At 71.8% G+C, this 12,323-nt stretch carries 8 protein-coding genes; 5 read left to right on the top strand and 3 right to left on the bottom strand.

The genetic code is table 11. The features are described from left to right. Window positions 1–100: 100 nt before the first annotated feature. From IE153_RS03095 to IE153_RS03085, 3 genes are all read left to right on the top strand, one after another. Window positions 101–2,056, top strand: coding sequence for a Xaa-Pro dipeptidyl-peptidase (locus IE153_RS03095; protein ID WP_189588172.1), 1,956 nt, complete (start codon window positions 101–103; stop codon window positions 2,054–2,056). Next, entirely contained in the window at window positions 2,053–3,327 is a 1,275-nt protein-coding gene (locus tag IE153_RS03090; RefSeq protein ID WP_189588170.1) for a M14 family metallopeptidase, read from the top strand. Before IE153_RS03095 ends, IE153_RS03090 begins: the two co-directional genes overlap by 4 nt. An 85-nt stretch (window positions 3,328–3,412) precedes the next feature. Further along, window positions 3,413–5,137: a BCCT family transporter gene (locus tag IE153_RS03085; RefSeq protein WP_189588168.1), complete on the top strand. Its 1,725-nt coding sequence runs from the start codon at window positions 3,413–3,415 to the stop codon at window positions 5,135–5,137. Between the two features lie 370 nt (window positions 5,138–5,507). On the opposite strand, the gene IE153_RS03080 is transcribed toward IE153_RS03085, so the two are convergent. Next, window positions 5,508–6,458, bottom strand: coding sequence for an NAD(P)/FAD-dependent oxidoreductase (locus IE153_RS03080; protein WP_189588166.1), 951 nt, complete (start codon window positions 6,456–6,458; stop codon window positions 5,508–5,510). 66 nt (window positions 6,459–6,524) lie between these two features. Between IE153_RS03080 and IE153_RS03075 the strand changes: the two genes are divergently transcribed. Then, window positions 6,525–7,547 carry an oxidoreductase gene (locus tag IE153_RS03075; protein ID WP_189588164.1) on the top strand — a complete coding sequence of 341 codons (1,023 nt, stop codon included), beginning with the start codon at window positions 6,525–6,527 and terminating at the stop codon, window positions 7,545–7,547. Between the two features lie 29 nt (window positions 7,548–7,576). Beyond that, a complete protein-coding gene (locus tag IE153_RS03070) occupies window positions 7,577–9,217 on the top strand; it encodes an ABC-F family ATP-binding cassette domain-containing protein (protein WP_189588162.1) in 1,641 nt (546 codons plus the stop codon). Here IE153_RS03070 and IE153_RS03065 read toward each other — a convergent pair. Together IE153_RS03065 and IE153_RS03060 are read right to left on the bottom strand one after the other, a co-directional pair. Then, window positions 9,214–9,762 carry a putative glycolipid-binding domain-containing protein gene (locus IE153_RS03065; protein WP_189588160.1) on the bottom strand — a complete coding sequence of 183 codons (549 nt, stop codon included), beginning with the start codon at window positions 9,760–9,762 and terminating at the stop codon, window positions 9,214–9,216. The genes IE153_RS03070 and IE153_RS03065 overlap by 4 nt on opposite strands. Before the next feature lie 126 nt (window positions 9,763–9,888). Next, entirely contained in the window at window positions 9,889–12,297 is a 2,409-nt protein-coding gene (locus IE153_RS03060) for a Tex family protein (protein ID WP_189588158.1), read from the bottom strand. Window positions 12,298–12,323 lie beyond the last annotated feature (26 nt).

The raw sequence follows: 12,323 nt of genomic DNA, 5'->3' as shown, positions 1-12,323 counted from the left end.
CGGCCGACATGAGACACCCGGCCCGCGGGCGCGTCGATGACACGCCGGTCCGTCAGCTGCCCTCTTCTGAACAGGAGTTCACCGATGTACCGTCCGGCGCATGCCGAAACGCACGCGCTTCACGACCTGGAGACCGCTCGCGACGGCGGCCACGGCCGCCCTCTTGGCCACCCTGCTCACCCCGGTGGCCGCACAGGCCGCCCCGCGCGGGAGTGAACCCGTCCACTCCTACGAGGACGCCATCCGCGAGGCCGTCTGGGTGGACACCGGTCTCGACGAGGACCGGGACGGAAAGCCCGACCGGGTCGCCGTCGACATCGTCCGCCCCCGCGAAACCGCCCGGCAGGGCCGCAAGGTCCCCGTCATCATGGACGCCAGCCCGTACTACTCCTGTTGCGGGCGCGGCAACGAGAGCCAGAAGAAGACCTACGACGCGCAGGGCCGTGTCGCACAGATGCCGCTCTACTACGACAACTACTTCGTCCCGCGCGGCTACGCCTTCGTCGGCGTGGACCTGGCCGGAACCAATCGATCCGACGGCTGCGTGGACGTCGGCGGCCGCTCCGACGTCCAGTCCGCGAAGGCCGTCGTCGACTGGCTGAACGGCCGCGCGAAGGCCTACACGACCCGCACCGGCGCCACCCGCGCCCAGGCCGGCTGGACCAACGGCCGCACCGGCATGATCGGCAAGAGCTGGGACGGCACCATCGCCAACGGCGTCGCCGCCACCGGCGTCAAGGGCCTGAAGACCATCGTCCCGATCAGCGCCATCTCCTCCTGGTACGACTACTACTTCCAGCAGGGCGCCCCCCTCTACGACTCCGGCCCCGAGTGGCTGTCGGACTACGTCGACAGCCCCGATGCCCGCGCCAAGTGCGCAGCCGTTCAGCGCAAGCTCGTCGACGGCGCACCGCGCACCGGCGACTGGACCCCGCTGTGGAGCGAGCGCGACTACGTCAAGGCCGCGCGCAAGGTCAAGGCCAGCGTCTTCCTGGTCCACGGCATGCAGGACCTCAACGTCCGCATGAAGCACGTCGGCCCGTGGTGGAACGCCCTCGCGAAGAACGGCGTCGAGCGCAAGATCTGGCTGTCCCAGACCGGCCACGTCGACCCCTTCGACTTCCGGCGCGGCGCATGGGTCGAGACGCTGCACCGCTGGTTCGACCACGAACTCATGGGCATCGACAACGGCATCGACCGCGAGCCCATGGCCGACATCGAGCGCGCCCCCGGCCAGTGGGACACCTCCCGGGTCTGGCCGCCGAGCGGCACCCGCACCGCCACCCTGCGCCCCGACCGGGGCACCCAAGCCGGCGTCGGCACCCTCGGCCTGCACCGCGGCCACGGCACCGCGAGCTTCACCGACGACCCGAAGCTGAGCGAGACTGACTGGGCCGCGCAGATCGACAAGCCCACAGCGGAGAAGGCCGGTTTCACCACGCGGACGCTCACCCGGGACCTGCGCGTGTCCGGCTCCTCCGAGGTCACCGTCACCGCGACGCCCTCCACCCCGACGGCCCACCTCTCCGCCGTCCTCGTGGACCTCGGCCCCGCCACGATCCGCGACTACGCCGACGCGGGCGAAGGGATCACCACCCTGACCGACCGCACCTGCTGGGGCGCGAGCACCACCGCGGACAGCTCCTGCTTCAAGGAGACGAAGGCGAGGACCGCCGACGTTGACTACACGGTCGTCAGCCGCGGCTGGGCCGACCTCGGCAACCACGCCTCCGACCACAAGGGCTCCCCGCTCACCCCGGGCAAGCGGTACACGATCACCCTCGACCTCGCGGCGACCGACCATGTCGTTCCGAAGGGCCACCGCCTGGCGCTGATCGTCGCGGGCACCGACCAGGGCCTCATCGATCCTCCCGCCGACAAGCCGAAGCTCACCCTCGACCTCTCCCGCACCTCGGCGCGCGTCCCGTTCACCGGCGGAGCCACCGCCTTCGCCCGCGCCACCACGGGCGCCGCCACCGCCACCCCCGGCGCCACGTTCCTGGACGGCGTTCGGGAGCCGCGCACCACCCACCGTGTCCCGGAGGCGAGTCAGTGATCCGTGCAGGCGCCCTGATAGCGACCACCGCGGCCCTCACGGCCTCCCTGGTCGCCGCACCGGCCCAGGCGGCCACCGACACCCTGCCCCGCACCGGCTTCGAGCAGTCGAACGGCGCCCGCTGGACCACCCAGCCCGAGGAGCAGGAGTTCCTCAAGGCCGTCGACCGGGCCGGCGCCCGCGTCTCCATGACCCGCTTCGGCACGACGAAGCAGGACCGTCCGCTCCAGCTCGTGCGGATCGGCAACCGTGCGAGTCACAACAAGGTGCTGCTCGTGTGCAGCCAGCACGGCGACGAGCCCTCCGGCCGCGAGGCCTGCCTGACCACCGTCCGCGACCTCGCGTACGCCCACGACAGCCGCACCCGGCGCTTCCTGGACCGCACCACGGTCCTGGTCGTGCCCACCGCCAACCCGGACGGCCGGGCCGCGAACACGCGCGGCAACAGCGACGGCGTCGACATCAACCGCGACCACCTCGCCCTGAAGACCGCCGAGGGGCGCGCCCTGGCCGCCGTCATCCGCGACCAGCGCCCCGACATCGTCTACGACCTGCACGAGTACGGCGCCACACCCCGGTACTACGACAAGGACCTCTTCGACCTGTGGCCGCGCAACCTCAACACCCACGAGGCGGTCCACGACGAGGCGCGGACCCTGTCCGAGGCGTACGTCCGCCCCGCCGCCGAGCGGGCCGGCCACTCGACCGGCACCTACGGAATCTGGACCGACCCGGAGACCGGTGAGCCGGTCAAGCAGGTCGCCGGAGACGGACAGGAGCGCATTCTGCGCAACATGTCCGGTCTGAAGCACTCCGTCGGGCTGCTCATCGAGAGCCGGGTGGACCCGCTCACCGACGAGGAGAAGGCGGACCCGGCCCTGAACAACCGGCGCCGGGTCACCTCCCAACTCGACGCACTAAAGGGGCTGTTCGGCTACACCGGCCAGCGCCGCGCCCGGATCGAGACGGCGACGGCCCGGGCCCGCCTCTCGGGCTGGACCGCGACCGGCCCGATCTACACCGGCGGCGCCGACAACGAGGCCCCCGAACCGGATGAAATCATCCTGAACCCACCCTGCGGCTACCGGCTCACCGCCGCCCAGTACGCCGAGGTGGGCGACGAACTCGCACTGCACGGAGTGCGCGTGCGCAAGGACGGCGAGGGCGTGCTCGTGCCCCTGCGCCAGCCCCTGCGGGCGCTCGTGCCGCTGCTGCTCGACGACCGGGCCGAGTACCACCTGACAGGAGGTTCATACGAAACCGCATGTTGAGAGGGGTGAAATTCCGCCACACGTGGTAGCAGCGTTTACGGAGGACCTACATCCTCCTTCGCTGTCCCGATGAAAGGTTCCGCCTGTGACGCAAGAACGACCAAGCGACAAGGACTCCCCGGAGGGAGCCGCGCTGCCGGGGTCGGAAGCGGGGCTGCCAGGTCAGGACCGCCCGCAGACCGACCGCATCGTCTTCGGCGTCACGGCGGTGCTCACCCTCGCCTTCGTGGTCTGGGGCGCCACCGCGACCGACTCGCTCGAAGACGTCTCCACCACGATGCTCAGCGGGCTGATGCACAACGGCGGCTGGGCGTTCATGCTCGCGGCCTCCGGCTTCGTCGTCTTCGCCCTCTGGCTCGCCATCAGCCGCTACGGCCGTATCCACCTCGGTGCGGAGGGTGAGGAGCCCGAGTTCCGCACCGTGTCGTGGGTCGCGATGATGTTCAGCGCCGGCATGGGCATCGGCTTGATGTTCTACGGCGTCAGCGAGCCGCTGTCGCACTACGGCACGCCCCCGCCGGGGACCAACCCGGCCGACTCCGGCGATCGCATGGAGACGGCCATGGCCACCACCCTGTTCCACTGGACGCTCCACCCCTGGGCGATCTACGCGGTGGTCGGCCTCGCCATCGCCTACAGCACCTTCCGCAGGCGGCGCAGGCAGACCATCAGCGCCGTCTTCACGCCGCTCATCGGCAAGAAGAACGCCAACGGCGGCATCGGCCGGGCCATCGACGTCCTCGCGATCATCGCGACCGTCTTCGGCTCCGCCGCCTCCCTGGGGCTCGGCGCGCTCCAGATCGGCTCCGGCGTGCAGGAGCTGAAGTGGATGGACAAGGTGAGCACCGGGCTGCTCGTCACGATCATCGCGGTGCTGACCCTGGCCTTCGTCGCGTCCGCCATCTCCGGCGTGGAGAAGGGCATCCAGTGGCTGTCCAACACCAACATGGTGCTGGCACTGATCCTCGCCCTGTTCGTGTTCGTGGCGGGCCCGACCATCATCGTCCTGGACCTGCTGCCCACCTCCGTCTTCGCCTACCTCGGCGATCTGCCCCAGCTGGCCGGCCGGACCGAGGCGAGCGGCGGCGAGGGCGTCGCCGACTGGCTGGGCAGCTGGACGGTCTTCTACTGGGCGTGGTGGATCTCCTGGACGCCGTTCGTCGGTATGTTCATCGCCCGCATCAGCCGGGGCCGTACGATCCGCCAGTTCGTCGGCGGTGTCATCCTCGTGCCCAGCACGGTCAGTCTGATCTGGTTCGCGATCTTCGGCGGCTCGGCGATGAAGATGCAGGCGGAGGGGCAGCTCGGCAAGGAGGCCACCCCGGAGGGCCAGCTCTTCGACGTGCTCCAGCAGTTCCCCATCGCCACCGTCACGAGCCTGCTCGTGATGGTCCTCGTCGGCATCTTCTTCGTCTCGGGCGCCGACGCGGCCTCCATCGTCATGGGCACCCTGTCGCAGAAGGGCGCTCTCGAACCCGGCCGCTTCGTGGTCGTGTTCTGGGGCGTGGTCACCGGTGCGGTGGCCGCGATCATGCTCATGGTCGGCAGCGGTCAGGGCGACGCACTGACCGGTCTGCAGAACCTCACGATCCTCGCGGCCGCGCCGTTCGTCATCGTGATGATCTTCATGTGTGTCGCCCTCATGCGCGACCTGCGCCGCGACCCGGTGATCGTGCGCGAGCAGATGGGCTCCGAGGCCGTTGAAATGGCCGTGATGGAAGGCCACAAGAAGTACGACGGCGAGTTCGAGTTCCGCGTCGGCCCGGGCCGCGGCCCGGACGTGGAGGGAGACCCGATCGGCAAGCACTGATCCGAACGGCGTGGGGCGGCCCGGGTTCCTGAAACCCGGGCCGCCCTCGCGTTTTGGCCGGAGGCTCGCGCCTGGGCCCGTGGCTGGCGCCGGGCGGCTCGGCATGCGCGGCGCGCCGCCGAGCTGCAGGATCCGCACTCGTGCCTGAGCTTGCGGCTCGCGCCCGGGCCTGCGTCTGGCGCCGGGCGGCTCAGCATGCACGGCGCGCCGCCGAGCCGCAGGATCCGCACCCGGGCCCGAGCCTGCGGCTCGCGCACGGGCCCGCGGCTGGCGCCTTGATCTGCGGCTCGCGCCTGGGTCTGCGTCCCGAGCTTGGGTCTGCGTGCCGCGCCTCGGCCTGCGCCCCCCGCCTCGGCCCGCCTCGACCGCCTCAGCCCGAGACCAGCCGGGCGGCCTCCTCCGCGCATCCCCAGGCCACGGTGACGCCCGCGCCGCCGTGGCCGTAGTTGTGCACCAGCAGCCGTCCGTCCGGCAGGGCGTCGCGCTCCAGCCGGACCGACGGCCGGGTGGGCCGGAGCCCCACCCGGTGCTCCAGCACCCGGGCCCCGGCGATCTCCGGCCTGAGTGCCGCACAGCGGCGGATGATCGCCTCGGCCGTCGCGGGGTCGGGCTCCAGCGACCACGCGTCCTCCTCGGACGTACCGCCGAGGACGAGTCCGCCCGGCTGCGGGAACAGGTACGCGTGCTCCCCGGCCGCGTCGGTGGTGACCAGCCAGGTGTCGATCCCGGGGTTCTCCACGACGACCAACTGGCCGCGCACGGGCCGTACGGAGGGGTCGGGCACGAGTCCCCGCGCGGCGAGCCCCGCGCAGTTGACCACGACCGGCGCGTCCACCTCGGCGAAGGAGGACACCGTACGCGTCTCGATCACGCCGCCCGCGGCGACGAACCGCTCCCGCAGCCACGGCAGATGGGCCGGCATGTCGATGAGCGGCAGCCGTGCCCGGACGCCCGTACCCGCGTACTCGTCGGTCGTGGACGCCCGCAGCCCCGGCACCCGGCCCGCCAGCCACCCGTCGGCCTCGTCGAGGCCGGTCTCGCCCAGTACCCCTTCGACCATGCGTACGCCGGCCGGCGCGGCCCGTGCCACCAGGTCCTCGTACACCTCCAGGGACCGCAGCGCCCACGCGCGTGCCGCCGCGACCGGTTCGATCCGGTACGGCCACCACAGCGCGCCCGCAACGGCGGAGGTGGTCGCCTCGACGGCGTCCCGCGTCCACACCCGCACCGACGCCCCCCGCTCCGCGAGAATCAGGGCGGTCGTCAGCCCGACCACCCCACCGCCGACCACCACGATCTCGCCACGCGACTCACTCGTCATGCCCGGACCGTAGCGGAATGTGTCATGCCGTGCTCACATCACGCGCAGTGTGGGGATACTCACCGTATGTGTGCCGAGTACGCGACCTTCGGCCTGGCTCCCGCGATGCGAGCCGGGGGAGTCCTCAACGACGGCGGTTACCAGGTCCACCGGGACTTCGTGGACTTCATCGTCGACGGACGCCCACTGCTGTTCCAGCTCTCCGACCTCGACGCGGTCTCCCCGCTCGCGTCCGACGTCCCGCCCGCGATCTTCACCGCGCAGGTCCGCAGCCTGCTCCTGGAGAGCCCGGCCCCGTTACCGGGCGGCCGGTACGTCGTCTACGGCTGCCCCGAGTGCGAGGACCTGGCCTGCGGCGCCGTCACCGCCGTCATCCAGGGCGACGGTGAGGACGTCATCTGGCGGGACTTCGCCTGGCAGACCGACGACCAGGCCGACCTGGAGCTCAACGGCTACCACGGCATCGGCCCGTTCCGCTTCCGCGGCGCCGAGTACCGCACGGCACTGAGCGCCCTGCTGAACGGCTCCGCGCCCGACCCACGGCGCCGCGTCCTGCTGATCGGCGCCCGCGTCGCCGTCCTCGCCAAGCTCGCCGCGGCCCTGCGCACCATCGGCGTCGGCGCCGACATCGCCCATGACGCCGACGGCGTACCCGCCGACGAACTCCGCGGCTACGGGGCCGTCGCCTTCGGCCACGCGGCCGGCGAGCAGGAACGTGCCGCCGTCCGCCGCGCCTTCGAGCGCGCCGGGGTCCCGGTCGCCCATGTCGACGGCCTCGCCCCGATCGTCCCGCTCCTCGTCGCCCAGATCGAACACGCCCTGGACCGCAGCCCGGCCGACCGGCGCCGCCTCACCGGCCTCACCGCGACCGACGACGGCGCGGACATCGAGGTCACCTCCACCTGCCGCGTCACCCTCACCGCGTACCGCCTGGACCGGCTCTCCCGCACCCACACCCACGAGATCTTCGACGGCGTCCTCGAAGCCGGCCGACACCCCGTCGTCCTCGACGCGAAGGCCGTCAGGGGCCGGTCGTTCGTCGTGGCGCGCACGTCCGGAAGCGTCCTGGTGACGGCCGTGAACCACTGAGCGGCCCGGCCGTTAGGATCGGCGCTCTGATGACTGCCACCCTCGTCGCCAAGAACCTCGCCGCCGGCCACGGCGACCGCTCCCTGTTCACCGGACTCGACCTCGTCGTCGCGCCCGGCGACGTGATCGGCCTGGTCGGGGCCAACGGCGCGGGCAAGTCCACCCTGCTCAGGATGCTCGCCGGACTCATCGCGCCCGAGCAGGGCGATCTGCGCCTGTCCCCGCCGACCGCCACCGTCGGCCACCTCCCGCAGGAGCCGGACCGCCGCCCCGGTGAGACCGTCCGGGAGTTCCTGGCCCGCCGCACCGGCGTCGCCGAGGCCCAGCGGACCATGGACGAGGCCACCCAGGCTCTGGTCGACGGGGCACCCGGCGCGGACGACGCCTACGCCACCAGCCTGGAGCGCTGGCTCGGCCTCGGCGGCGCCGACCTCGACGAACGCGCCGAGGAAGTCGCCGACGGCCTCGGCCTCGCCGTCGGCCTGGACCAGCCGATGACGTCCCTGTCCGGCGGCCAGGCGGCCCGCGCGGGTCTCGCCTCCCTGCTCCTGTCCCGCTACGACGTCTTCCTCCTCGACGAGCCGACCAACGACCTCGACCTGGACGGCCTGGAGCGCCTCGAACGCTTCGTGAGCGGCCTGCGTGCCGGCACGGTGGTCGTCAGCCACGACCGCGAGTTCCTCACCCGCACCGTCACCAAGGTCCTCGAACTCGACCTGGTCCAGCGGCAGATCAACCTCTTCGGCGGTGGCTACGAGGCCTATCTGGAGGAGCGGGACGTCGCCCGCCGGCACGCCCGCGACGAGTTCGAGGAGTACGCCGACAAGAAGGCGGCCCTCCAGGACCGCGCGCAGATGCAGCGCTCCTGGATGGACAAGGGCGTGAAGAACGCGCGCCGCAAGGCGAGCAACGACAACGACAAGATCGGCCGCAAGTTCCGCAGCGAGGCCAGCGAGAAGCAGGCCGCGAAGGCCCGCCAGACCCAGCGCATGATCGAGCGGCTCGACGTCGTCGAGGAGCCCCGCAAGGAGTGGGAGCTGCGCATGGAGATCGCGTCGGCCCCGCGCTCGGGCGCCGTCGTCGCGACCCTGCGGGACGCCGAGGTGCGCCGCGGCGGCTTCGTCCTCGGCCCCGTCTCCCTGCAGATCGACTGGGCGGACCGGGTGGCGGTGACCGGCGCGAACGGCGCCGGCAAGTCCACGCTGCTCGCCGCCCTCCTCGGCCGCGTCCCGCTGGACGCCGGGCACGCCGCGCTCGGCTCGGGCGTCCTCCTCGGCGAGGTCGACCAGGCCCGCAAGCTGTTCCACGGCGAGGAGTCCCTGCTCGACGCCTTCCGCGCGGCCGTCCCGGACACCGAACCGGTCGAGATCCGCACGCTCCTGGCCAAGTTCGGCCTCAAGACGGAGCACGTCCTGCGCCCCGCGGCCAGCCTCTCCCCGGGCGAGCGCACCCGCGCCGCCCTCGCGCTGCTCCAGGGCCGGGGCGTCAACCTCCTGGTCCTCGACGAGCCGACCAACCATCTCGACCTGCCCGCCATCGAGCAGCTGGAGTCCGCCCTCGACGCCTACGAGGGCACCCTCCTGCTGGTCACCCACGACCGCCGCATGCTGGACGCGGTGCACGTCACCCGCCGCCTGGAGGTGGCGGACGGCAAGGTGACGGAGCGCTAACGGGCCGTCAGGCGCGTGGCCAACTGCGGGTAGTCGGCGACGAAGCCCTCCTCGTCGAACTCCAGATCGCTGCGGAAGTCGCCCGAGGTGAAGCGGACGCGCCCCGGTCGCAGATGCGTGTAGGTCTGCCGCGACGGCCGCACGGCCAGGTCCGGCACCGACACCCAGGCCATCAGGAACTCCCGCTCACCGGGCCCGCGATGGAGCCCGTGCCGCAGCACCGGCATGGTGTTGGTGAGCGGACACAGCCCGAGATCGCAGTCGAGAGCACCGTCGAGGTCCGGGAGAGGGTCGCCGTTCGCGGTCCAGCCGCCCCCACCGTCGTGGAGCAGATCGAGCGTGCGGCTGCCGTCGGCGGACTCGACGGTCACCCGGAGCCGACGGGTCACGAAGCGGTCGGCCGTGTCGAGTTCGTACGTGACCCAGTAGGGCTCGGGATCGGTGCCGACAGCCCGCCCACGCGCCCGCAGCACGGCTTCCCCGAGCTCCGGCCAGGCGGTCTCGAACCCCCTGCTCGCGAACACTTCCCAGGTGATGGCAGACATGCCCTCACTCTAGGTCTGAAAGGGGAGCGAAGCTCCCTTTCCAGGGGCGCGGGGAACTGCGCGACCAGCCACGACGGACCCGCAGCTCCCCACGACATGAACGGGCATCACGCCCCGGCGAAGCCGTCAGCGACGCCCGTTCTTCGGATCGGCCAGACCCGCCCGACGCAACGCGTCAGCCATCGCACTGTTGGCCGGCGGCGGAGCCTGCCGCTGACCCCCGCGACCGCCGCCGCCCTGGCCCCCACGGCCACCGCCCTGCCGCTGCTGCGGCGGACGCCCCCCGCGCTGCCGCCGCTCACCCGAGCCGCCGCCACCCTGCTGTCCCTGCCGGGCCGCCTCGTCCTCCAGGCGCAGCGTCAGCGAGATCCGCTTGCGGGGGATGTCGACGTCGAGCACCTTCACCTTGACGATGTCGCCGGGCTTCACCACGTCCCGCGGATCCTTCACGAACGTCTTGGACATCGCGGAAACGTGCACCAGACCGTCCTGGTGGACGCCGATGTCGATGAACGCCCCGAACGCGGCGACGTTCGTCACGACGCCCTCCAGGATCATCCCGGACGACAGGTCGGAGATCTTCTCCACGCCCTCCTTGAAGGCGGCCGTCTTGAAGGCCGGGCGCGGGTCGCGGCCGGGCTTCTCCAGCTCCTTCAGGATGTCGGTGACGGTGGGCAGACCGAACGTCTCGTCCACGAAGTCCTGCGGCTTCAGCGAGCGCAGCACCCCGGTGTTGCCGACGAGCGAGGCGACCTCCTGCCCGGCGGTCTTCACCATGCGCCGGACCACCGGGTACGCCTCGGGGTGCACGCTCGACGCGTCCAGCGGGTCGTCGCCGCCGCGGATCCGCAGGAAGCCCGCGCACTGCTCGTACGCCTTCGGGCCGAGCCGCGCCACCTTCTTCAGCTCACCGCGGGCCTTGAACGGTCCGTTCTGGTCCCGGTGCGCGACGATGTTCTCGGCGAGCCCGGAGGTGATGCCGGAGACCCGGGCGAGCAGCGGGGCCGACGCCGTGTTGACGTCCACCCCGACGCCGTTCACACAGTCCTCCACCACCGCGTCCAGCGAGCGCGACAGTTTCACCTCGGACAGGTCGTGCTGGTACTGGCCGACGCCGATGGACTTCGGGTCGATCTTCACCAGCTCGGCCAGCGGGTCCTGGAGCCGGCGGGCGATCGACACGGCGCCGCGCAGCGACACGTCCATGTCGGGCAGCTCCTGGGAGGCGAACGCGGACGCCGAGTACACGGACGCCCCGGCCTCGGACACCATCACCTTCATGAGCTTCAACTCGGGGTGTTTGGTGATCAGTTCTCCGGCGAGCTTGTCGGTCTCGCGGGACGCCGTGCCGTTGCCGATGGCGACCAGCTCGACCGCGTGCTCCTTCGCGAGCCGGGCCAGCTTGGCGATGGCCTCGTCCCACCGGTTGGCCGGCACGTGCGGGTGAATGACGTCGGTGGCGACGACCTTGCCGGTGGCGTCGACCACGGCGACCTTCACACCCGTGCGGAAGCCGGGGTCCAGGCCGAGCGTCGCGCGCGTGCCCGCGGGGGCGGCCAGCAGCAGGTCGCGCAGGTTCGCGGCGAAGACCCGCACCGCCTCGTCCTCGGCGGCCGTGCGCAGCCGCAGCCGCAGGTCGATGCCGAGGTGGACGAGGATGCGGGTGCGCCACGCCCAGCGGACCGTGTCCTTCAGCCACTTGTCACCGGCGCGGCCCCGGTCGGCGATGCCGAACTTGTGGGCGACGATCCCCTCGTACGAGGAGGGGCCGTCCGTCTGCTCCTCGGGCTCCAGGACGAGGTCGAGGACCTCTTCCTTCTCGCCGCGCAGCATCGCGAGGATACGGTGCGAGGGCAGGTCGGTGAACGGCTCGGCGAAGTCGAAGTAGTCGGAGAACTTCGCCCCCGCCTCCTCCTTGCCGTCCCGCACCTTGGCGGCCAGCCGCCCGCGCACCCACATGCGCTCGCGCAGCTCGCCGATCAGGTCGGCGTCCTCCGAGAACCGCTCGGTGAGGATCGCCCGGGCACCGTCCAGGGCGGCCTGCGGATCGGCGACGCCCTTGTCGGCGTCGACGAACGCGGCGGCCGCGGCGAGGGGCTCGACCGACGGATCGCCGAGCAGCCCCTCCGCCAGCGGCTCGAGTCCGGCCTCACGGGCGATCTGCGCCTTGGTGCGCCGCTTGGGCTTGTACGGGAGGTAGATGTCCTCCAGGCGCGCCTTCGTCTCGGCGCCCCGGATGCTCGCCTCCAGCTCCTCGGTGAGCTTGCCCTGCTCGCGCACCGAGTCCAGGATCGCCGCCCGCCGCTCCTCCAGCTCCCGCAGGTAGCGCAGCCGCTCCTCGACGGTGCGCAGCTGCGCGTCGTCGAGCATCTCCGTCGCTTCCTTGCGGTAACGGGCGATGAAGGGCACCGTAGAACCGCCGTCGAGCAGTTCCACGGCGGCCCTGACCTGCCGCTCCCGTACGCCGAGCTCCTCGGCGATCCTGCCTTCGATGGACACTGCGTTGATGGACCCGATGGACCCGGGTGTCGTCACGATCCCGTACCGCCTTCTCCGCTGAG

It is taken from the genome of Streptomyces massasporeus (assembly GCF_014648995.1).
GTDB classification, from domain to species: Bacteria; Actinomycetota; Actinomycetes; order Streptomycetales; family Streptomycetaceae; genus Streptomyces; species Streptomyces massasporeus.
The sequence above is the reverse complement of the archived record's forward strand: the minus strand, read 5'-3'. Positions and strand labels throughout refer to the sequence as shown.